The sequence below is a fragment of the Vibrio sp. Of14-4 genome (assembly GCF_022347625.1).
GTDB lineage: Bacteria > Pseudomonadota > Gammaproteobacteria > Enterobacterales > Vibrionaceae > Vibrio > Vibrio pristinus.
Genome location: NZ_JAKRGI010000021.1, coordinates 53,821 through 75,701 on the forward strand (window position 1 = coordinate 53,821; position 21,881 = coordinate 75,701).

Genomic DNA, 21,881 nt, shown 5'->3' on the forward strand with positions numbered 1-21,881 from the left:
ATGACCGTGGGCTTGTATAATTACACGCTGTTTTCATCTTCAACAGGTGAAGCCTTTTAAATTCTACTCGAGATCTCATTATTATTTAGTCTTATGTTTGCATATCCAATTCTTGTATTGAATACCACCCTAGTCATACTGAATTCTGCATTCTGTTCAGTGCTAATATGTCTGATTGCTATGATAAAAATGGCCTTGCCAACCGATGAGTTGAAAGCAAAAGCGACAGCAATGGCTAATCGTGTTATGTGGCTTTGGGCAACGATCAATTCGGGTATTCTATCTGTTACAAATTCGATTGAGTGGGATATAGAGGTTGATGGTAACTTACGCAAAGACGGTTGGTATTTGCTTATCAGTAATCACTTAAGTTGGACAGATATTGTGGTGCTGTGCTGCGTATTTAAAGACCGCATTCCTATGCCGAAGTTTTTTCTTAAACAGCAGTTACTCTATGTGCCATTTATCGGTATGGCTTGCTGGGCTTTAGATATGCCCTTTATGCGTCGCTATTCAAGGGAGTATCTGCTGCGTCATCCAGAAAAGCGTGGTCAAGATCTCGCAACGACGCGGCGTTCTTGCGCCAAGTTTAAACACACCCCAACCACAGTGGTTAATTATGTTGAAGGAACGCGTTTTACCACACAAAAACAGCGAAAAAGCTCGGCTGGGTATCAATACCTGCTGCAACCCAAAAGCGGTGGCATAGCCTACACTCTGGCCGCTATGGGAGATCAGTTTGATAATGTAATTGATGTGACCTTAGCTTACCCCAGTAACAATCAAAGTCCATTTCGAGATTTATTAACTGGACGTATGAAAAAAGTTGTGGTGCGTAGCCAAATACTACCAGTAGATGAAACTCTAAAAGGTGATTATTTTAACGACAAACCTTATAAGCGTCAGTTCCAACAATGGCTTGGGGATGTGTGGCAGGAAAAAGATCAGCAGCTACAAGACATTCATCAGAGTGAAAAAATCAGGTATTGAGAGTAGCAAAAGAAGAAGGTTTTCTTTTGCTACTTTGGGTAAGCGACTACTTTTTGCTAACTAGGAAATTAATTAGTTCGAAATACTCATCTATGGTCTTGAGGCCTTGAGCTTCAACAAGATATTTATTGTTGACTATTACAGCGGGTACCCCTTTAAGTCCACTTTGTTCAAATTGCTTGTCAAAGCGGCGCGCCATGGAATCTACCGCAAAACCTTTGAATGCTGCATCAAACTTCTTGGCATCAATACCTTGGTCAAGAAAAATTTGGCGCAGCTCTTGCTCATTTTGAGGTGGCTTGCGCATATTGTGGATACGATTAAACATCACGGGGATCATTTTGTCTTCAGCTTTTAGCACCACCATGGTTGCATAGGCTCTGCTCATCGGCGCCCCCATACTGCCTCCCATAAAAGACACATGGACTTTTTGAAACTTGGTGTCTTTAGGAAGCTGAGCTTTGAGCTGCTGAATGATGGGTTCAAAAGTGTTGCAATGGGGGCAGAAAAAGGAGAAGTACTCGGTGACCGTTGGCTTTTTGGATGCTTCCAAGTCGAGAACTTTGTAATGTTCTCCTTCTTTGTATTGGGCAGCTTGAGCAGACAGGCTCAGCATGACAGTTGCGACAAGTGCAAACAGCTTTTTCATTGTTGACTCCGTGTTGATTATTTTGGCTTCTTACCACTGTGGCATGAGTGAGAGTGGTGGCTCACTGAGTGCCGAGATTTGTTCTTTAAAAGCCAGAACTTGGCTTTCCCAATATTTTGCGTCATTGAACCAAGGAAAGGCGATTGGAAATGCAGGATCTTGCCATCGCTTGGCTAACCATGCCATGTAATGCACCATGCGTAGACCACGTAACGGTTCAATTAGTTTCAGTTGGTTAGTGTCTAAATCGTTAAATTCTTGATACGCCTCCAAGATAATATCAAGTTGTGCCAGTTTTTCAGAGCGTTCACCGCTTAACAGCATCCACAAATCTTGTATTGCAGGTCCATTGCGCGAATCGTCGAGATCGACAAACATCGGACCGTCACGCCAGAGAATATTGCCAGGATGACAGTCGCCGTGAAGGCGAATGATGTCATCAGGCTCATTCCAATGCTGTTTAATAGACTGGATAAGTAAGTCTAAGTCATTGAAAAAAGCTGCTTCTAAATGAGTGGGGATAAACTGAGACTGCTCAAGTAGTTGGCGTGGTTGATATAAGTATTCATCCAAGCCAATGGTGGGTCTGTGCTGAAAGGGGACTCTTGAGCCTACTTTATGAATTCGTCCTAAAAATCGTCCTACCCCTTCAAATTGATCAAGGTTATCCACTTCAAATTGTCTCCCTCCTACACTTGCAAATAGGGCGAATAGGTAGCCTTGGTACTGATGCAGTGTTTTGTCTTGGATTTTTATCGGAGGTGCCACTGGGATCTCAGATTCTACCAACTCTAGTGTAAAGTCATGCTCTTCCTGTATTTGCAATGCAGTCCAACGCTCTGGGCGATAGAACTTAACTACATAGCGTTGGCGCTGCTCATCGGTGAATTGATAAACGCGATTTTCATAACTATTAAGTGGCAAGAAGCCAGATTCTGCTCGAATTCCAACGCTTTCTATGGCGTACCACATAAAGTCTGGAGTTAATGCATCGAAGTTAAAAGCTTGTTGTGTCATAGGTCAAAGGATCCGCAGCTCAAGTATTGTAGCTGGTGTAATGGCTTGTAATAAAAGCTCGACGACTTCATATGGAACAATATACATCAAGGGGCGGCATTAGGATACCTAACGAATAAATCAGCCAGAGTATAAGCGTTCGCTTTTTTATTACTAGCCTTGTTTCTTTTACCTAGAAGTTGATGGGTTGCGAATGTTATGAAATTTTATAGCTGGGGCTATTGAAACTATCATTTGTAGCCATAAGAACATGTGCCACATGTTTAAAAAATAGACATTTGTTTGGTTGTATTTTACACAGGCCGTTGATTAACCACATATCACACGCGATACTCCCCTTCACATTGATATTAGTAATTATTGTGGAGGGCTCTGAATTATTTAGAGCTGGCCAATAGTCTTTTTCTCTCTATGTAAGCTTGGTATCTGATGCAGAACTTACAAGGGGTATATTTGGATAGCGAAAAATGAACAGTAAACTTGGTGTTATATTTTCCCTTATTTTAGGTCAGTCGCTCACTATTAACGCGGCTTGGTGTGATACAAATCCCGAAGGTTTGTGTATCGAACGGCTGAATGAAAATGACAGTAAAATTCGGGCTTGGTTTGATAAAAAAGTATATTTTGAAACCTTGCTGGTTGGATACGATATCAAGTCAGATCAAGGCTGGAGTAGTGTCATGCAGCAGAGTGGGATTTATACCGAGTGGAATATCGCTCGCCGAGCTGATTACAACAATGGCAAAAATGAAAGTGTATGGTTTAGTGCATACAGAGCACGAGGAGCCAGTTGTTGGAAGCGCTCAGAGTTGCTTTATTTTCATGAAAACTGGGCGGGTACCAATTTTATTCAAAAGCCGCATGATTGGCCTGACTCTCAAGCCGCGCAAGTCACTTATCAAGACATGATTGATAGAGTCAGTGAGCAAGGCATGCTTTTCGATAATAGTGGTCAGCTGGTGGCCTTTTGTGCCGATGAAGCCAAAGTTTCAGCAAGTGGTTAGTCCCCCGAGTAAGAGAAAAGTCTATGGGTAGCCTTTCTTCCTACTCGGGAAATGGCGCTAGCTTAGAGCTTTTTGATAAACCTACTTTCTACCGACATAGTAAAGTCATGATTATCTGAGAGAGTAAACTCTATGGTTGCAACTGGGGAGCTTAGGCTCTCTGGTTGTACGCCAAGACTCATAGGTAAGCTAAAGACTTCTCCAGGCAAGACGTTGACGGTTTGCTTTCCATACCAAGACACATCCGTTAACCCTTTTACGCCCAGTTTATATTCTTGCTTTTGTTGTGTTTTATTGATGATTTTTAGTGTGTACGTATTTTCGATTTCACCGAGTTCGTTGACTCTAAACAGTTGGTTTCTGTCTCTAAGTACACTCAGGCCCGCAGGGTCAACGGCGGCTATTTGGGCGAAGAACAATCCAATCATCAACACAAATATCGCACCATAGCCCAGTAATTTGGGGCGCATGATATTAGTGTGCTTACCAGAAAGCCTATGCTCAGTGGTATAGCTGATTAAGCCTTTGTCGTAGCCCATTCTGTCCATAGTGTGATCACAGGCATCAATACAGGCACCGCAGTTAATGCACTCATACTGCAAACCATCGCGGATATCGATACCAGTAGGGCAGACCTGAACACATAAATTACAGTCGACACAATCACCCAAGCCTAGCTCTTTTGGATCAGCCTTACGTGATCTTGCTCCGCGTGACTCGCCACGTTTTACGTCATAGCCAACGATAAAGGTATCTTTGTCGAACATGGCTGATTGAAAACGGGCATATGGGCACATGTGAATACACATGATGGATCGCATCCACCCAGCATTACCATAGGTGCATCCAGCGAAGAATAACACCCAAAACACAGGCCAAAACGCTTCATCCCAAGTGAAGAAATTGATGACTAGGTCGCGTATTGGCACGAAGTAACCAACAAAGGTAAACCCTGTAGCGAGAGCGATAGTTATCCACGCAAAATGCTTGGCAGTTTTACGCATAATGAGATCGCCAGTGAGTTTTCCAGCATCTTGCTTGCGACGTTTATTGGCACTACCCTCAAACTTTTCTTCAAACCAAATGTACATAAAAGTCCAAACGGTTTGAGGGCAAAGGTACCCACACCATACTCGCCCCAAAAATGTAGTGATAAAGAAGAGTCCAAAGGCTGAGATAACGAATAACAAAGCCAGTAAGGTAAGATCTTGCGGATAGAGCGTGGTACCAAAGAAGTTAAACTGCTGATTTCCTATATCCAGCAGCACAGCTTGTCGCTCTCCATATGTAATCCATGGCACTAGCGCAAAGAGCAGCAACAAAAACCAACCACCATAGCGGCGTAGTCGCTGAAACTGTCCCTTACTCTCACGTACATATATACGATTACTTGGATTAAACCTGTCCCCTTTCGTTTTGTGAGTTTTGGGGTTAAAGGTTTTGGGAGTCACGTCTTTTACTTCAATCTTGTCCTGACTCATAACGCTTCCTTCTTGGGCTAAAGGCAAGGCTTCTTTGTGGCCTTGCTCTATCGACAATCCTTGTTAAGTATTGTCTTATTTGGCGATGATTATATACGCGGCGTCATATTTATTTCTTTAACGCAATCAACCTTTAGCAACAAAGAGCAGTACAGTTTGATAAAAAAAAGACCTAACAGTTTTTCCATGTCTATGATTTAGATATAAAAAAAACTATAGATGGTTTTTATATACATCTATTCTATGATGCCTCGGGCTTTCAGCAATGCAGATTTAAAATCAGGCTCATGGTCTTTTGCTAAACCAGGGATCATTTCATTTTTGGCGCTATTGCGCATTTTTAGATGGTAGATCAATACATCATCGGTGAGCTCTTCCAGTGGGCCTTGATATCCCGCTTCTTTTGCTAGTTGGACAATAAAGGCTAGCAAGTTGAGATCTTGGTTTTTATTCCACTCAGATTCAAGGAGCTCGAGCAACTCTTCAATACGATGACAGTTCATGATAATCCCCATGTTTTTTGTAATGATATGGTGTCAAATGTATCAAATGGGATGCTAGAGTGCCAAGAATAAAGTTGAGTTGAGACTATATGGAAATAAAAGAAAAAGCGCAGTGTCGCTGCGCTTTTTACCTATGCCGCCTTAGTAACTTTGGCTGTAGATGACGCCAATAATGCCGTCTTTTCTACTAAAGTCATTCCGGGCGCGAGATTGTGTGTCGCGGGTGTCTTTACAAAGCCACTGCGGCGACGCATCGCACGATTGGTGTGCGAGCACCTGACTACTGTTGGTCGCATTGATTAACCTAACTGCCAGGCATATCCATTGCCAAATTTATGGCCTAATTAGTTATGAGCTACGCTATGCTGTTGCAAGAAACTCTTCTGGCTCACGCCAATCCAAGTAACTAATCAGGGACTGTGATATGAAGCATACATATCACTGATTAGACTAGCACCATCTTATTAATTGGTCGATATCTAATCGTTTATCTTTATCCAACCTCACTGCAATTATGTGAGAAAGGTTGCAGTAGTCTGGCTCCTGTCCAGATTAGTATGAGTCTACGAAGTTGCATCTAGCTGTGTTGTTCCTAGGAGAAGTGAATGTCGTTTTTTAAGAAAACCCTTGCAAGCTTTGGTATAGGATCCGCGAAAGTAGACTCTGTACTCCAACAAGAAGTGCTTTACCCTGGTGAAAAGGCAAACATAAGAGTTGATGTTTACGGGGGAGCGACTGCGCAAGAAATAGATAACATCGAAATAAAACTCTATTGTCGCTACATCAAGGAGATGCCCGCTAATCAAGGTAATGATAAAGGACCGAATAGTCGAATGCGACGAGTACCCAGCAACCATGCCTTAGCTTGTTGGAGCTTGCCATATGCGTTTACTCTTGAGCCTGGTGAAACGCGCAATTTTGATGTTGAGCTTAACATACCCTGGAATACGCCCGTGACAATAGGCGATTCCAAAGTATGGCTAGAAACGGGATTGAATATAGCTTTGGCGAAAGACCCGACGGATAAAGATATATTAACGGTACGCCCAGATCCTTTGCTAGACGGTATCTTCACTGTATTGGAAGAGAGTGGTCTACGTATTCGTCAGGTGGAATGTGAGGCTGTTGAAGGCTTTGACTTGCCTTTTGTACAAGAGTTTGAATTTGTACCGACCACGGGACCGTTCCATGGGCGATGGCGAGAATTAGAGCTGGTAGCGCATAGAAATGCTCAACATCTTGAAATCTGGTTTGAAATTGATCGTCATCGTAAAGGCACTCGGGGAATGTTGGCCGGTTTACTTGGTAGTGGCAAATTGAAACGCCAGTTATCTATCCCTATTGATACACCAATTAAGCAGGCTAGTCATCAGGTTGTCGAATTCCTAGACAAACACACTTAACCTAAATTTAATACTTTAAGCTTACATGTGTAAGCTGACTGTGTCATAATCTAGAGCAATTATTCCACAATATAGTCAATGATGAAGACTCAGCATAGTCCTGCGTACAGCACAACAGAAGAGCTGGCAAACACCCTAACCCATGGTGCTGGCATCTTGTTAGGGGTGATCGGCTTAATTTTACTTTTAATAAAAGCTGTTGATCATAATGCAGATACCCTGACTATTACCAGTATGAGTATTTATGGTGCGAGCATGATAGTCCTATTTCTTGCTTCGACGCTTTACCATGCTATCCCCTATCAAAGAGCCAAAAGGGCGCTTAAAACGTTCGATCACTGTGCCATATATTTGCTTATTGCTGGCAGTTATACGCCGTTCCTTTTGGTTAGTTTAAGAACCCCTCTTGCGATTGGCTTAATGATAGTTATCTGGGTGTTGGCTCTTATCGGTATTATTATGAAGCTGGCATTTGTCTATCGTTATAAAAAACTATCACTTGTAACCTATTTAATGATGGGCTGGTTGTCTTTGGTGGTGATTTATCAACTTGCGCTTAACCTAGAAGTGGGTGGGTTAACCCTTTTGGCTGCTGGAGGGATAATATATTCACTTGGTGTTATCTTCTATGTTGCCAAGCGCATTCCCTTCAATCATGCGATATGGCATGGATTCGTTCTGGCAGGTTGCGCTTGTCATTTTTTCGCCATTTACTTGTATGTTGATCCAGTTTAGCGATTGATGAGACTGGTGATATTTGCGCTAATTAGATACTGGTCTTGTTTAGCCACATCCAGCTCTATATCCTTGCCTTTCTTCACTTGCTGTGGTCGCAGGTAAGTCTCTGGCATACGTTTGATTGATTGCCATATCGTGACACTTTTTTTCGTTAGGGCTTTTTTGTCTATCCCTGATACTTCAATCTCAATTTCAATGAGTATGACTGAGTTGAGACTTTGATTAGTGATAGAGGTTGGAATGACTAGCTTATCATCAACATAACTTGGTGCTCCGAGTAGCAGATCCACTCCCGACTCTGAAAGCTGCATGCTTGGGCGATTACTATCGAGTTTAATCATACTAGCGACTTTTTTGTCGATAAGTGGAATGGCTGCAAGTTGTGGCTTATATGAAGTAAGGCTTTCAGCCTTGTCAGGTGATGTCTGGACTACATATTGCCAAGTAAAGTTGTCATGTAAAATGACCTGGCGACCATCATTTAAGGTCACCGTTTGATCTGCCATCACAGTCGAGGCAGCGAGCATGGTAAGCAAGCTTATAGCTTTATACATCTTTTGTCCTTAGCGCTTCCAAAATGCCGGGAAAAATAATACCAATATAGTGAGTATTTCAAGTCGTCCCATTAGCATGCCAAAGCTGAGTAACCATTTTGCCATATCGGGAAGAGGGGCAAAATTACCAGTTGGACCAATGACAGAGCCCATACCTGGTCCTACGTTTGCGACTGCGGTAATGGAACCAGAGATGCTGGTAATAGGATCCAGTCCTAGCGCGCTTAGGCAGCCAGCAATAAAAATAATGGTGACGAAAAACATGAGTACAAATGCGACGACTGAGCGAACAATATCGTCGTTAACGGGTCTGTGATTATAACGCTGAACAAACACGCCTGAAGGGTGGATCAGTTTCATCATTTGTTTATTGAGTAAAGTGATTGCAATTTGAAAGCGGAAAATCTTAATGCCCCCAGAGGTAGAGCCAGAACAGGCTCCCGCCATCATCAAGAAGGCAAATAAAGTGGTAGGCAAAGCTCCCCAAGCGGTAAAGTCCTCCAAGCCAAACCCTGTGGTAGTCAATACAGACACAATATTGAACATAGAGACTCTTAGAGCATCCATTATCTGGTAGCCATCTCTAATTACTAACCAGCCGGAAATAATAAGACTAGAGCTTAGGAACAAACAGGTGAAGCCTTTTACTTGGGCATCACTAAACAGCTCCGCAACAGTTCGCTTTCTAAGTGCGGCCACAAATAATAAAAAGGGTAGGCCGCCAAGAAACATAAACAGAGTCGCAACCCAGTGTGAACCATGAGAGAAATGGTTCATTGAGCCGTCAGAAGTCGAATAACCACCGGTAGAAAGGGTTGTAAATGAGTGATTGATAGCTTCAAATAAGCTCATGCCTGTAAGAAGGTAGCCAATCATACACAGACCTGTCAGGCTCAGATAAACCAGCATAATATTTTTAGCAACGGTTTTGGCTCTGGGACTGCTTTTATCTGACCAGTCTGATGATTCGGTGTGAAAGAGCTTCATACCCCCGACGTTGAGCATTGGCAGCACCGCAACCGCCATTACAATGAAGCCGATACCACCCAACCATTGCAATATAGATCGCCACAGTAAAATGCTCGGCGCCATGTTATCGAGTCCACTGAGTACTGTTGATCCGGTCGTCGTGATACCAGACATAGTCTCAAAGTAGGCATCGGTAAAGCTGATGTGATTGATAAACACAAAAGGCAGAGCTGCAAATGAGCTGGCTACTGTCCACACCAAACTAGTGATCAAAAACATGTCTCGAGCACTGAGCTTGAAACTTTTAGTTCGCCCAATAGTTATACATGCAAACGCTGCTATGTGAGTGATGATAACGGCTTGGCCAAACTCGATAAACCCAGCGGTTCCGGTGAAAAAAGCCACCAGCGTTGGGACATACATAAACAAGGCAAGCTTTGAGAGTACCAAGCCAATAACAAACAGAATAGGGCGAAAGTTGACCATAAGTTCAAACCTAGAGGAAGAATGGACTCGGCTGGAACAGGGCTTCTACGTCGGCAACGTATTTCTTATCAACTAAGAACATTACCACATGGTCATCTTGCTCTATGATAGTACGGTCGTGAGCTATCAAGACCTCTTCCCCTCGTACAATGGCGCCAATTGTGGTTGCAGGCGGGAGCTTGATGTCACCTATCGCTCGACCTACGACTTTTGAGGTGGTTTCATCACCATGCGCAATGGCTTCGATAGCTTCGGCTGCGCCTCGGCGAAGAGACGATACGTTAACAATATCGGCTCGGCGAACATGAGTCAGCAAAGCGGAAATAGTCGCTTGCTGGGGGGATATAGCAACATCGATAACCCCACCTTGAACGAGATCTACATAGGCTCCGCGCTGGATTAAAACCATAACCTTTTTGGCGCCCATTCGTTTTGCTAGCATGGCAGACATTATGTTGGTTTCATCTTCATTTGTTAGTGCGATGAACACGTCAACCTGATCGATATTTTCTTCGAGTAGCAGCTCTTGATCGGCGGCATCGCCGCAGAAAACTATGGTGTTCTCAAGCTCTTCAGATAGTTTTTCCGCTCTCATATAGCTGCGCTCTATAAGTTTGACACTGTATGATTGCTCAAGACGCTTAGCCAGACTCGCACCAATGTTACCCCCACCGACAATCATGATTCGTCGATAAGGCTTCTCAAGGCGTTGTAACTCGCTCATCACTGAGCGAATATGATTGCTTGCGGCGACGAAGAAAACCTCATCATCTGCTTCAATGATGGTTGTCCCTTGTGGGCGAATAGGTCTACCTTGACGAAATATGGCTGCAACTCTGGTATCAATATGCGGCATGTGCTCTCGAAGAGCCGAGAGAGCGTTGCCAACCAGGGGACCGCCATAATAAGCCTTTACCGCGACTAAACTTACTTTTTGGTCGGCGAAACTGACAACCTGAAGCGCGCCTGGATATTGAATTAGGCGTTCAATATAGCTTGTCACTAATTCTTCTGGTGCAATCAAGTGATCGACAGGCACTGCGCCAGATTGAAACAGTGCCTCTTTTTCATAAAGGTATTGGGGTGAGCGAATTCGGGCAATGCGGTTGGGCGTGTTAAACAAAGTAAAGGCCACTTGGCATGCTGCCATATTGGTCTCATCCATGTTAGTCACAGCAACCAGCATGTCGGCATCTTGAGCGCCAGCTTCGCGCAGTACATCGGGATGACTTGCATAACCGTTGACGACTCGCAAATCATACTTATCTTGAAGCTCGCGCAGTCGGTCACTGTCTTTATCAACTATGGTGATATCATTGTTTTCGCCCACCAGATTTTCAGCCAATGTCCCGCCGACTTGCCCTGCACCAAGAATGATGATTTTCATAGTGTTTCCTGTTTAACCAAAGTTGAAAAGACTGTTAGCCTCTAATCATTATGCACTTTCTTAAGAATGGCATAGTAAAATCCATCCATACTTTCCTCTCCAGGAAGTATTTGTCGCCCAGGCTTTTCTGTTGTAGAGCCTTCTAATTGTGCATCTTGGGTGCGCGATAGGAAGGCTTTTATTTGTTCGCTATTTTCTTGGGGAGTGATAGAGCACGTCGCGTACACTAGCGTACCGCCTGGCTTTAACTCTTGCCACATAGCATCAAGGATTTCGCTTTGTAACTCAGTGAGTGCAGTTATATCTTCTTGGCGTCTTAGCCATTTTATATCTGGATGACGACGAATGACACCAGTGGCAGAGCACGGAGCGTCAAGTAAGATTCGATCGAATTTTTCTCCTTGCCACCAATTCTGTGGATGGCGTGCGTCACCGCAAATAACCTGAGCGTTGAGTTTTAGGCGACTTAGGTTGTCATGGACACGCTTAAGCCGGCTTTCATCACAATCAATAGCAACGACTTGAGCCCCTTCAGTTCTTTCCAGGATATGCGCTGTTTTGCCTCCCGGCGCTGCGCAGCAATCAAGGATCAGGTCGCCATCTTTAGGAGTAAGATAGTTGAGAGAAAGTTGCGCTGCGGCGTCTTGTACCGATACCCAGCCTTGGTCAAAACCAGGTAGCTGAGAAACATCACAAGGCGTTTCTAATCTGAGAGCATCCCGCGCTTCACTGTGGGCGACGCTATTGATGCCACTGTCTTTAAGAAGCTGTTGGTAATCTTCACGGTTTTGGTGCTTGTGATTAACCCTTAGCCACATGGGTGCCTTGCTATTATTAGCTTCAACTATGTCTTGCCAATCATCAGGGTATGCGTTTTGAAGTAGGGTTAGCAGCCAGCTCGGGTGGCCATATTTACCAGCGTTGTGACTGACTGAGTGGGCATCAAGCTCTTCCTGCTGACGCTGATAGTTACGCAGTACGGCATTGATTAAGCCGCTCAGGCGAGGGCCTTTGAGTGTCTTGGTGCCTTCAACCGTTTCACCCACTGCCGCATGAGCTGGAATACGCATAAAGCTCAACTGATAGATACCGACTAAGATCAGGTGATGAAAAACACGTTGTTTACCTTTGAGAGGTTTATCCATGAGCTCATTAGCTATGGATTCAAGGCGAGGAAGATAGCGCAGGGATCCATAACATATCTCTTGAAGCAGAGCTTGGTCACGAGGTTTAACTTGCTGTTGAGCCAGTGGAAGTGCAGTGGAAAGAGACTGGCCCTTGTCGACGACTTGGAAAAGGACAGTAGCCGCAGCTGCGCGAACATTCATGTAAAATACCTTGATAGTAAGCAGAGGGTGTCTCCACCCTCAAAAAGTACGTATAAATTAAGTCAGTTGTGTACCGACTTCAAACCAATTGGCTCGTGAATTCAGAATATCTTGAATTGACATAGCCTTTTTGCCAGGGACTTGGATCTGCTCCAAAACCAGAATATCTTTACCAGTAGCAACATAGATGCCAGTTTTATCTGCTTGGATTATAGTCCCCGGGGCCTGGTTAGTGTCTTGCTGCACCACTTTGCTCTGCCAGACTTTAATGCTTTTATCGCCAGCAACAAAGTGACTGATTGGCCAAGGGTTGAAAGCCCTTACGCAGCGTTCAATGTGCTTAGCGTCGTCACTCCAATCAATGCGAGCTTCTTCTTTGCTAAGCTTTTCGGCGTAATTGGCTTGGTCGTCATCTTGCTTTTCTGCGCTTGCTGATTCATTGGCTATTTCGCCAAGACAGTCGATCAAAGCTTTGGGGCCAAGTTCAGCGAGTTTGTCGTACATAGATGCACTGGTATCTTGTGGTTCGATAGGCAGAGTAGCAATTTTCAGCATATCTCCTGTGTCCAAGCCAATATCCATTTGCATAATGGTCACGCCCGTTTGCTCATCGCCCGCCCAAATTGAGCGCTGAATCGGTGCGGCACCGCGCCACCTTGGCAAAATGGAACCATGGACATTGATACAACCAAGCTTTGGCGTGTCGAGAACAGCTTGAGGAAGTAGCAGGCCATAAGCCACAACGACCATAAGGTCTGCTTTTAGACTGGCTAAATCTTGCTTGTCTTGGTCGGACTTGAAGTTTTCTGGCTGGTAGACAGGGATATTATGCTCAATCGCCAAGCTTTTTACTGGGCTAGCGGTGATTTTCTTCCCGCGCCCCGCCGGTCGATCAGGTTGAGTGTATACTGCGATAACCTCATGCTCAGAAGACAACAACGCCGCCAAATGACGGGCGGCGAAGTCAGGAGTGCCAGCAAAAACAATCTTTAAAGGTTTGCTCAAAGTAAGTTCCTTTGCTTATTTGTTAGGCTTTACTGGCGTTTTTTTCGTTAAAACGTTTTATTTTTGCCAGTTTTTCTTGGATGCGCTTACGTTTCAAAGGCGACAAGTAGTCGACAAACAGCTTACCTTGTAAGTGGTCAAGTTCATGTTGAACGCAGATTGCGAGCAGGTCGTCTGCTTCAAATGTGAATTCTTTGCCATCTCGGTCAAGCGCTTTTACTGTCACTTCCGCAGCTCTTGGCACCAAGGCTCTCGCGCCAGGAACAGACAAACAGCCCTCTTCGATGCCATCTTCACCACGTTTTTCAGTGATTTCAGGGTTGATAAGAACCATAGGCTGATCGCGTGTTTCTGATATATCAATCACGACGACGCGTTTGTGAACATCAACTTGAGTGGCAGCAAGGCCAATTCCTTCTTCGTCGTACATGGTTTCAATCATGTCGTCGACGAGCTTTTGAATCTCAGGTGTCACCTGTTCCACGGGTTTTGCTACCGTGCGTAGGCGATCATCTGGAAATGTTAATACTTGTAATACAGACATATACACTCGAAATTTTGAACTGAGCTGAATCAGGATAAAGTTTACAGGGTCAATTCTAGACATTTTACCACCTAAATGACAGCATGGTTATTGCTTTTGACTGTTTTTCCTGAATTAAAGCCAGTTGAGTACTAATCAGGTTACTTGGATGTTCCTGTTTGATTTATATACTGAGTAACACGCTAGAAATCATAGAGGTGACATCTGAGTGACTCCCCTAATAAAAGTGATGAGCTAAGAGCTTGGTTAAGTTTGTACTTTACCCCAAGAGTTGGCCCTAAGACTTTTCAGAAAATGGTTGCTATTGAATCACCCTCCAATATAGTTCAGTCGTCTTCTCAAGCGCTAAGCTTGCTGGGGTTTAACTCTCGGCAAATTCAATATCTCAAGTATCAAGCGCTCAAAGACGTCGATGAGTGTATTGAATGGCAATCCAATGGTATAAGCCGGCATATTCTAACCCTTGATGATCTTGGTTATCCTGAGCAACTAAAACAAATAGACTCCGCGCCTCCAGTGCTTTTTATTGAAGGTGACCTCAGTAGCTTACAAGAGCCACAAATTGCCATAGTTGGCAGCCGCAACGCCAGCATTGACGGTCTTAATCTTGCAAGAGATTTTGCTATGCAGTTGGCTAGGCAAGACTTGGTTATCACCAGTGGTATGGCATTAGGAGTAGATGGTTACGCTCATGATGGCGCTATGCAAGTAGGGGGAGACACAGTGGCGGTTTTAGGTTGTGGCTTAAATAATATTTATCCCGCTCGTCATCAAAAGCTTGCGCAAAAAATTGTATCTCAGGGAGCTTTGGTGTCTGAATTTCACCCCAATGCAAAGCCAAAAGCAGAGAATTTCCCTCGGCGTAATCGTATTATTAGCGGCTTGTCTTTAGGTGTATTAGTTGTTGAAGCTGCGGAAAAAAGTGGATCGCTTATCACCGCTCGATACGCAAGCGAACAAGGCCGAGAAGTCTTCGCTATCCCAGGCTCTATCCATCACAGCCAAGCCCGTGGCTGTAATTGGTTGATAAAGCAGGGAGCGTGTTTGGTTCAACAGGTATCAGACATTATTGATGAAATAGATTGTTTGATACGTTGGTCTAATTTTCACCCCTCGAAAGAGACGACGGAAGCATTTGAACAAATTGATTGCAAAGAAGAATTGCCATTTCCTCACCTGTTAGCTAACGTAGGTAGTAAGGCTATACCTGTTGATATTCTTGCAAGCAGGACCAATATACCTGTTCAAGATGTCATGATGCAGCTTTTAGAGCTTGAGCTCTTAGGGCACGTTGTTGCAGTTTCTGGTGGCTATATTCGAAAGGGGAGGGGCGAGCTATGATGATGGATATCCTTATGTATCTGTTTGAGACTTACATCCATAGCGATGCAGAGTTACAGGTCAATCAAGATGAGCTGGAAGAAGAATTAATTCGTGCCGGTTTTCATCAAAAAGACATATATAAAGCCCTTGTTTGGCTCGAAGAGTTAGCAGCATTACAACAGAGCGAAACGCATGCGGCGATTTCAATTTGTAGCACGTCAACATCGACACGTATTTATACCGAAAAAGAGTGTTTGAGATTGAACCTCGAATCTCGTGGCTTTTTAACATTCCTTGAGCAAGTTAACGTTCTGTCCACTGAAACTCGTGAAATGGTCATCGACCGTATTATGGGGTTAGAGACAGATGAGTTTGAGTTGGATGATTTAAAGTGGATCGTGCTGATGGTGCTGTTTAATGTGCCGGGTAATGAAAATGCCTATACCTTAATGGAAGAGCTTCTATACACTAAAGAGCAGGGTATTCTTCATTAGAGCGTATGAGTGGTAAAATTGATAATCAGCTGTTCTCTGCTCATGAGCACGCTTTAGAACAAAAAGCATGCCCTAAATGTCGCTCTCAGCAAGGCAATGGGCAGCTTCAACTTCGTCATGGTAAACATGGCGTTTTTCTTGGCTGCAGCTTGTACCCTAGTTGCGACTATGTTCAGCCACTGCATCAAAATGATGGTCATGTTGTTAAAGAGTTAGGGGTACCTTGCCCTGAGTGTGGCCAAGAGTTAGTGCTACGTCATGGTCGTTATGGCATGTTTATCGGTTGCAGTGATTATCCAAATTGCTCCCATTTAGAATCGTTAGACCAAGAAGCCAAGTCAGCCCCATGTTGTGCTGACATAGACTGTCCCGAATGTCACAAAGGCCAATTGGTTGAGAGAAAAAACCGCTTTGGTAAAGCCTTCTATGCTTGTGATAATTTCCCTAAATGCCGTTTTGCGCTTAATCAGCCACCCGTGAAAGGTTGCTGTGAGCAATGTGGTTTTCCTTTACTGGTCGAGAAGACGCTTGCCAATGGCAATAAGCTTCAATGTGCTGACCGAAAATGTGGTTACACACAGGCTTTAATTGGAGAAAAAACGGCGCTATGAATAGCGCCGTCTGACCTGGTTGATTAATTGCTCGCTTTATCGCGCCATTGCTGAACTGCAGGAAAGGCGGAGGAGTCCAATAGGTTAGACAGAGTAGCAAGCTTTCGTTGTAGCTCACCTGTGTAATCACCGCAGACATTAATATGGCCCATTTTTCGCCCAGCTCGCTTCTCTTTACCATACCAGTGCACATGACATCCCGATAACTCAAAAACCTCAGATGGTAAGCTATCTTCTCCGAGGATATTGATCATAGAAGTTTCACGGACAAGCTTGGTACTGCCAAGAGGCATTCCACATACTGCTCTGAGGTGATTCTCAAATTGACAGGTTTCAGCCCCTTGTTGTGTCCAATGGCCGGAATTATGAACGCGAGGCGCGATTTCGTTGACAAGCAAGGTGCCATCGAGATCAAAGAACTCAAGCGCCAGCACCCCGATGTAGTCAAGTTGTTTAGCAACAGCAGTGAACATAGTTTCCGCTTGTTGCTGCAGTTCATTATTAGCAATAGCGGTTGATATGCTCAATACACCCTCAGTGTGGATATTTTCTGCCAACGGATAAACCTTGACTGTCCCATCTTTTGCGCGAGCGCCAACTAAGGATACTTCCCTGTTAAATGGCACGAATTCTTCAGCAACAATGGCTTGATCATTTGTTGATTCAATACAGATTTTCATCTCTTGCCAAATCGACTCTATCTGCTCATGGTTTTTTAGGCGCCATTGACCCTTGCCGTCATATCCACCAAGGGCGCTTTTTAGCACCATAGGGATACCGATCTGCTCGATTGCTTGAGTGAAGTCCTCTTTGGTTTGAATAACATGATACTTGGCGCTGCGAACTTTGGCTTTATCCAGTAGCGCTTTTTCCATGCGTCGGTCACCGCCACACTTTATGGCCTCAGATGAGGGAAGAAGTTTCCCACTTCCTTGGCACTCATCTAAGATTGGATGCGGTATATGCTCAAATTCCGCGCTAATGACATCGGCCTTCTCAATGGCATTAGCCAGTCCTTTACCTATTTTTTCCTGTGTCAGAGGGTGAACAATTTCTTCACTACCGACGTCATAGGCTATGACCTTGATGCCCAGAGGGGCGCCAGCTAAAGACATCATACGTGCCAATTGACCTGCGCCAAGCACTAACACTTGCATGGGTTACTCCTCAGCTGGATTAGGGTTAGCGAGAACGGTTTCGGTTTGTTGATCTCTAAAAGCCTCAACTTTTGCCATCACAGCTTCATCATGAGTACCTATGATTTGCGCGGCTAGGATGCCTGCATTGGCTGCACCTGCTTCGCCAATAGCGAGAGTTCCAACTGCGATGCCTTTTGGCATTTGTACGATGGAAAGTAAGGAGTCCATGCCTTTTAAAGCCCGCGACTGAACTGGCACACCCAATACAGGAAGACTAGTGAAAGCTGCGGCCATACCTGGTAAATGGGCAGCGCCACCTGCGCCGGCAATAATCACTTTTAATCCGCGCTGCTTAGCGCTGTTGGCGTAATCGGCAAGAAGTTGTGGGGTGCGATGAGCTGAGACTACTTTTGTTTCGTACTCTACTCCAAACTGATCCAGCATTTCTGCTGCCAGCTTCATGGTTGGCCAATCAGACTTCGAACCCATGATGATACCGACTTTCATCTTCAACTCCTTAATTCAACTCTTTTAGATGAGCAGATAAATTTGCCAGTATTATACGAGGATTTTCACCTCAAGCAAACGTTTGCGCTCGCTTTTGATAATGATGAGTGTGATTTGTCATCAAATAGCTTTAGGCATTAGAGAAGAATATTTGTAAACTTTGGTTCTTCAAGTGCAATCATACAGGAAAAATCCGTGGATAATTTTGAGCAAGTGTTATCGGCTCTTAACAATGGTGAGGTCATCGCTTACCCAACCGAAGGAGTGTTTGGTGTTGGTTGCGATCCCGATAGCCAGGAAGCCATTATAAAACTGCTGGAGTTAAAACAAAGACCTGTTGAGAAAGGCTTGATTTTAATTGCTGCTAGCTATGAGCAGTTATTGCCATATATAGATGAGTCTCAGCTTTCCGAGCAGCAGCTGAATCAAGTTCATAGCACCTGGCCTGGCCCGGTCACTTGGATTATGCCGTGCAGTGATAAAGTTTCAAACTTGGTGAGTGGTCAATTCGATTCGATAGCAGTACGTGTTACCGATCACCCCTTAGTCCAAAAGATGTGTAACGCTTTTGGAAAACCGTTAACTTCGACCAGTGCTAACTTGAGTGGTCAGCCTCCTTGTATGACAACACAAGAAGTGGAGCAGCAGTTAGGAAACCGATTGTCGGCAATTTTGGTTGGTGAAACTGGTGGAAGAGATAAGCCGAGTGAGATTCGTGACGCTAAAACATCTAAGGTTTTGAGACAAGGTTAATTCTGTTAGGGAAGTAAGACAAATGTCAGCCATCAACAAACAAGCAGTAAAACAATTTTTAATTGAACTACAAGATTCAATCTGTCAGCAGTTGGAACAGGTAGATGGAGCCGCCAAGTTTAAAGAAGATGCGTGGAGTCGAGAACCTGGAGAGAAGCTAGGTGGCGGAGGGCGCACCCGCGTTATGACTAATGGGTTGGTTTTTGAGCAAGGTGGAGTGAATTTTTCACATGTAGAAGGCCAAGAAATGCCTGCTTCAGCAACGGCTCATCGTCCTGAATTAGCGGGTCGACGTTTTGAAGCTATGGGGGTATCGTTAGTGATGCACCCTAATAATCCCTATGTCCCCACCTCCCATGCTAATGTGCGCTTTTTCATTGCTGAAAAAGACGGTGAAGAGCCTATCTGGTGGTTTGGCGGTGGCTTTGACTTAACACCTTTTTATCCATTCGAAGAAGATGCTCGCCATTGGCACGAGACCGCCAAGAAAGTGTGTGCTCCGTTTGGCGAGCACGTCTATCGCGAGCATAAGGCTTGGTGTGACAAATACTTCTATCTGCCTCATCGTGACGAAACGCGTGGAGTGGGTGGCTTGTTTTTCGATGATCTTAATCATTGGGAATTTGATAAATGCTTGTCATATATAAAAGCAGTTGGTGAAGGGTATACTCAGGCCTATTTACCCATAGTTGAGCGACGTAAAGACACTGATTTTGGTGATAGAGAGCGCCAGTTCCAGTTATATCGTCGCGGTCGATACGTTGAGTTTAATTTAGTTTTTGACCGCGGCACTTTGTTTGGATTGCAAAGTGGCGGCCGAACTGAGTCAATTTTAATGTCTATGCCGCCATTGGCTCGCTGGGAATACGGCTATCAGGTTGAAGAGGATAGCCATGAAGCGAAGCTTTATAAGCATTTCCTAAAACCGAGAGATTGGTAGGCTTTGCTCTCGAGAGAGTTGATGATAGTGTCATTGATATTGAGTAAACCTTTTTTATTAGGTTAAGGACATGACAGAACAGAAAGAGCGTTATGCGGTTTTTGGTAATCCGATTAGTCAGAGTAAATCGCCATATATTCATACGCTATTTGCACAGCAAACCGACCAGCCTATCGCTTATACCGCAGAGCAAGCGCCTATCGACAGGTTTGAAGAAACTATTCAGGCTTTCTTTGGCCAAGGTGGTCAAGGGTGTAACGTCACAGTACCATTTAAAGAGCAGGCTTTTGGAATGGCGACCAAGCTTACTGAACGTGCTCAACTTGCTGGTGCGGTCAATACACTGAAAAAATTTTCCGATGGGCAAATATTAGGTGATAACACTGATGGAGAAGGCCTTGTTCAAGACTTACTTCGACATGGGGTAAAGCTTGAAGGTACTCGTATTCTGCTTATTGGTGCTGGTGGGGCTGCTCGCGGGGTTATAAAGCCGCTACTTGAGCAGGGGCCAGCTAAGATAGTTATTGCCAATCGTACACACAGTAAGGCCAAGGAGTTAGCAGAAGTTTTCCAGCCTTATGGTGAGGTTGTTGCCCAATCAATGGATGCTGTGCTGGAAACTTTTGATGTGATCATTAACTCAACATCTGCCAGTTTAACCGGTGAGGTGCCTGATATCTCTAGTGCGATCTTTTCATCATCCAGCATTGCTTACGATATGATGTATGGAAAAGGTAATACTTCCTTTTGTCAGTGGGCAATAGATAGTGGAGCCGTCTCCGTTTACGATGGTTTGGGCATGCTTGTCGGCCAAGCTGCGGAAAGCTTCTTTCTCTGGCGAGGTGTCAGGCCCGAGATAGAGCCAGTACTTGATGAGCTTAGACACCATCTTGAGGGCTAGTTATGAATCAGTCCATCTTGTTTTCTGATATGCAGACATGGAATGAAGCTAAACAAGTGGTGTTATTTCCAGCACAGTGCTGCGGGGCTCTCATACAGTGTCAGATCAGTAAAAAGGCACTAGAGAAGATGTCTGGGTGCCTTTTAAATGATGAGCAGCATATATTGACGGTTTTTTCTCAGTTCCGATTTGAGATTGAAGAGCTTGCCGAAGCCTTAATTGAAGATGAAGCCTTTGATCAAACAGGTATGATTGAGATTAGTAATTGATATCTTTTACCTTGTGGAGATAGTCTTCTTTATTTTGTACATAGTTACTTGCCGATTTAAGCAGGAAGGCTCGTTCTTCCTCTGTTAAAGGACGAGCCTGCTTAACTGGACTTCCCACATATAAAAATCCACTTTCAAGCTTTTTACCTGGTGGAACTAAGCTTCCTGCTCCTATCATTACATCAGCTTCTATTACTGCACCGTCAAGAACGATAGCGCCCATGCCAACTAGCACTCGGTCCCTGATTGTGCAGCCGTGAAGCATAACCTTATGCCCAATGGTAACGTCATTACCTATTATAAGTGGGAAGCCCTCTGGATTTTTTTCGTTTTTATGTGTGACGTGGAGGACACTGCCATCTTGTATGTTGGTTCGTTCTCCTATGTGGATATGGTTAACATCTCCTCTAGCAGCAACAAGTGGCCAGATGCTCGAGTCTTGACCAATGCGAATATCGCCAACAATAACAGAGCTGCTATCTATATATACTCTTTGGCCTAGTTTGGGTTGAATGTTTTTATAGCTACGGAGAGAGTTCATTCTTTATCCTTTTATCTAGAAAATTTAAGCTTTTCTATGGCCCAAAGTAGCAAAAACGAAGATTACTGAATAGAAAATCTTCAAACGATAAAAAAAATCAAAAAAACTAAAAAAAGAGCTTGCCAATGTGAAGCTGATCTCTATAATGCCCCCTCGCTGACACGGGAACGCAGTCAAGTTTTACTTGATTAAGCGTTTCGATTCAGAAGGCAAAAAAGCGTTAAGCAAAGTGCTTAAAATCAAGTTAAAAAAGTGGTTGACACTCAACTTTATCTCGCTAGAATAGCCGTCCGTTTTGAGTTTTACTCACAACGCTGCTCTTTAACAAACTAAACCTATCAATCT

The 21,881-nt window shown here is 44.2% G+C and carries 25 protein-coding genes; 11 read left to right on the forward strand and 14 right to left on the reverse strand.

Translation table 11 applies throughout. The annotated features are described in order from the left end of the window. Positions 1 to 93 precede the first annotated feature (93 nt). Positions 94 to 990 carry an acyltransferase gene (locus MHN79_RS17540; RefSeq protein ID WP_239173921.1) on the forward strand — a complete coding sequence of 299 codons (897 nt, stop codon included), beginning with the start codon at positions 94 to 96 and terminating at the stop codon, positions 988 to 990. A 46-nt stretch (positions 991 to 1,036) separates the two neighbouring features. Here the strand turns inward: MHN79_RS17540 and MHN79_RS17545 are convergent, their stop codons facing one another. Then, on the reverse strand, positions 1,037 to 1,639 hold the full coding sequence (locus MHN79_RS17545; protein WP_239173922.1) for a thiol:disulfide interchange protein DsbA/DsbL: 603 nt from the start codon (positions 1,637 to 1,639) through the stop codon (positions 1,037 to 1,039). A gap of 30 nt (positions 1,640 to 1,669) precedes the next feature. After that, on the reverse strand, positions 1,670 to 2,656 hold the full coding sequence (locus MHN79_RS17550) for a serine/threonine protein kinase (RefSeq protein ID WP_239173923.1): 987 nt from the start codon (positions 2,654 to 2,656) through the stop codon (positions 1,670 to 1,672). Between the two features lie 467 nt (positions 2,657 to 3,123). Between MHN79_RS17550 and MHN79_RS17555 the strand changes: the two genes are divergently transcribed. Further along, complete coding sequence (locus MHN79_RS17555; RefSeq protein ID WP_160932668.1) at positions 3,124 to 3,660, forward strand: hypothetical protein; 537 nt, start codon at positions 3,124 to 3,126, stop codon at positions 3,658 to 3,660. A 62-nt stretch (positions 3,661 to 3,722) separates the two neighbouring features. On the opposite strand, the gene ccoG is transcribed toward MHN79_RS17555, so the two are convergent. The 3 genes from ccoG to MHN79_RS17570 all read right to left on the reverse strand — a co-directional run bounded on the left by ccoG (position 3,723) and on the right by MHN79_RS17570 (position 5,940). Then, a complete protein-coding gene (gene ccoG / locus MHN79_RS17560; protein WP_239173924.1) occupies positions 3,723 to 5,141 on the reverse strand; it encodes a cytochrome c oxidase accessory protein CcoG in 1,419 nt (472 codons plus the stop codon). A gap of 236 nt (positions 5,142 to 5,377) precedes the next feature. Next, on the reverse strand, positions 5,378 to 5,644 hold the full coding sequence (locus MHN79_RS17565; protein WP_239173925.1) for a YihD family protein: 267 nt from the start codon (positions 5,642 to 5,644) through the stop codon (positions 5,378 to 5,380). A 131-nt stretch (positions 5,645 to 5,775) separates the two neighbouring features. Further along, positions 5,776 to 5,940: a hypothetical protein gene (locus tag MHN79_RS17570; protein ID WP_172971794.1), complete on the reverse strand. Its 165-nt coding sequence runs from the start codon at positions 5,938 to 5,940 to the stop codon at positions 5,776 to 5,778. Between the two features lie 309 nt (positions 5,941 to 6,249). Here MHN79_RS17570 and MHN79_RS17575 point away from each other — a divergent pair, with 309 nt between their 5' ends. Together MHN79_RS17575 and MHN79_RS17580 are read left to right on the forward strand one after the other, a co-directional pair. After that, entirely contained in the window at positions 6,250 to 7,047 is a 798-nt protein-coding gene (locus tag MHN79_RS17575; RefSeq protein WP_239173926.1) for a sporulation protein, read from the forward strand. Between the two features lie 81 nt (positions 7,048 to 7,128). Beyond that, positions 7,129 to 7,782 (forward strand): hemolysin III family protein, encoded by a 654-nt coding sequence (locus tag MHN79_RS17580; protein ID WP_239173941.1) that lies wholly within the window; start codon positions 7,129 to 7,131, stop codon positions 7,780 to 7,782. On the opposite strand, the gene MHN79_RS17585 is transcribed toward MHN79_RS17580, so the two are convergent. Genes MHN79_RS17585 through def form a run of 6 tightly spaced genes read right to left on the reverse strand, consistent with a single transcriptional unit; the run spans position 7,779 to position 14,058 of the window. Next, entirely contained in the window at positions 7,779 to 8,339 is a 561-nt protein-coding gene (locus tag MHN79_RS17585; protein ID WP_239173927.1) for a DUF3157 family protein, read from the reverse strand. The two genes, MHN79_RS17580 and MHN79_RS17585, sit on opposite strands and share 4 nt — an antisense overlap. Positions 8,340 to 8,348: 9 nt before the next feature. Beyond that, a complete protein-coding gene (locus MHN79_RS17590; protein ID WP_239173928.1) occupies positions 8,349 to 9,794 on the reverse strand; it encodes a TrkH family potassium uptake protein in 1,446 nt (481 codons plus the stop codon). A 10-nt stretch (positions 9,795 to 9,804) separates the two neighbouring features. Further along, positions 9,805 to 11,181 carry a Trk system potassium transporter TrkA gene (trkA, locus tag MHN79_RS17595; RefSeq protein ID WP_239173929.1) on the reverse strand — a complete coding sequence of 459 codons (1,377 nt, stop codon included), beginning with the start codon at positions 11,179 to 11,181 and terminating at the stop codon, positions 9,805 to 9,807. Between the two features lie 41 nt (positions 11,182 to 11,222). Then, positions 11,223 to 12,509, reverse strand: a complete 1,287-nt coding sequence (gene rsmB, locus MHN79_RS17600) for a 16S rRNA (cytosine(967)-C(5))-methyltransferase RsmB (RefSeq protein ID WP_239173930.1) — start codon at positions 12,507 to 12,509, stop codon at positions 11,223 to 11,225. Between the two features lie 57 nt (positions 12,510 to 12,566). After that, entirely contained in the window at positions 12,567 to 13,514 is a 948-nt protein-coding gene (fmt, locus tag MHN79_RS17605; RefSeq protein ID WP_239173931.1) for a methionyl-tRNA formyltransferase, read from the reverse strand. Between the two features lie 22 nt (positions 13,515 to 13,536). Then, positions 13,537 to 14,058, reverse strand: a complete 522-nt coding sequence (def, locus tag MHN79_RS17610; protein WP_239173942.1) for a peptide deformylase — start codon at positions 14,056 to 14,058, stop codon at positions 13,537 to 13,539. Between the two features lie 252 nt (positions 14,059 to 14,310). Here def and dprA point away from each other — a divergent pair, with 252 nt between their 5' ends. The 3 genes from dprA to MHN79_RS17625 are packed head-to-tail and all read left to right on the forward strand — an operon-like array spanning position 14,311 to position 16,486. Next, complete coding sequence (gene dprA, locus MHN79_RS17615) at positions 14,311 to 15,399, forward strand: DNA-processing protein DprA (RefSeq protein WP_343283935.1); 1,089 nt, start codon at positions 14,311 to 14,313, stop codon at positions 15,397 to 15,399. Further along, positions 15,396 to 15,875: a DUF494 family protein gene (locus tag MHN79_RS17620; protein WP_275436577.1), complete on the forward strand. Its 480-nt coding sequence runs from the start codon at positions 15,396 to 15,398 to the stop codon at positions 15,873 to 15,875. Before dprA ends, MHN79_RS17620 begins: the two co-directional genes overlap by 4 nt. Positions 15,876 to 15,880: 5 nt before the next feature. Next, positions 15,881 to 16,486 (forward strand): type I DNA topoisomerase, encoded by a 606-nt coding sequence (locus tag MHN79_RS17625; RefSeq protein WP_239173933.1) that lies wholly within the window; start codon positions 15,881 to 15,883, stop codon positions 16,484 to 16,486. Positions 16,487 to 16,509: 23 nt separating this feature from the next. Here MHN79_RS17625 and MHN79_RS17630 read toward each other — a convergent pair whose 3' ends face one another. Together MHN79_RS17630 and purE are read right to left on the reverse strand one after the other, a co-directional pair. Beyond that, positions 16,510 to 17,643 carry a 5-(carboxyamino)imidazole ribonucleotide synthase gene (locus MHN79_RS17630; protein ID WP_239173934.1) on the reverse strand — a complete coding sequence of 378 codons (1,134 nt, stop codon included), beginning with the start codon at positions 17,641 to 17,643 and terminating at the stop codon, positions 16,510 to 16,512. A 3-nt stretch (positions 17,644 to 17,646) separates the two neighbouring features. Then, positions 17,647 to 18,132: a 5-(carboxyamino)imidazole ribonucleotide mutase gene (purE, locus tag MHN79_RS17635; protein WP_239173935.1), complete on the reverse strand. Its 486-nt coding sequence runs from the start codon at positions 18,130 to 18,132 to the stop codon at positions 17,647 to 17,649. Positions 18,133 to 18,327: 195 nt separating this feature from the next. Between purE and MHN79_RS17640 the strand changes: the two genes are divergently transcribed. From MHN79_RS17640 to MHN79_RS17655, 4 genes are all read left to right on the forward strand, one after another. Beyond that, the gene (locus tag MHN79_RS17640) at positions 18,328 to 18,885 is read left to right on the forward strand and encodes an L-threonylcarbamoyladenylate synthase (RefSeq protein ID WP_160932697.1); all 558 of its coding nucleotides are present in this window, start codon (positions 18,328 to 18,330) and stop codon (positions 18,883 to 18,885) included. A 22-nt stretch (positions 18,886 to 18,907) separates the two neighbouring features. Next, entirely contained in the window at positions 18,908 to 19,825 is a 918-nt protein-coding gene (gene hemF / locus MHN79_RS17645; RefSeq protein ID WP_239173936.1) for an oxygen-dependent coproporphyrinogen oxidase, read from the forward strand. Positions 19,826 to 19,895: 70 nt separating this feature from the next. After that, positions 19,896 to 20,726: a shikimate dehydrogenase gene (gene aroE, locus MHN79_RS17650; protein WP_239173937.1), complete on the forward strand. Its 831-nt coding sequence runs from the start codon at positions 19,896 to 19,898 to the stop codon at positions 20,724 to 20,726. Between the two features lie 2 nt (positions 20,727 to 20,728). Beyond that, positions 20,729 to 20,995 carry a DUF1488 domain-containing protein gene (locus MHN79_RS17655; RefSeq protein WP_239173938.1) on the forward strand — a complete coding sequence of 89 codons (267 nt, stop codon included), beginning with the start codon at positions 20,729 to 20,731 and terminating at the stop codon, positions 20,993 to 20,995. On the opposite strand, the gene MHN79_RS17660 is transcribed toward MHN79_RS17655, so the two are convergent. Beyond that, positions 20,985 to 21,536, reverse strand: a complete 552-nt coding sequence (locus tag MHN79_RS17660) for a gamma carbonic anhydrase family protein (protein WP_239173939.1) — start codon at positions 21,534 to 21,536, stop codon at positions 20,985 to 20,987. The genes MHN79_RS17655 and MHN79_RS17660 overlap by 11 nt on opposite strands. Positions 21,537 to 21,881 lie beyond the last annotated feature (345 nt).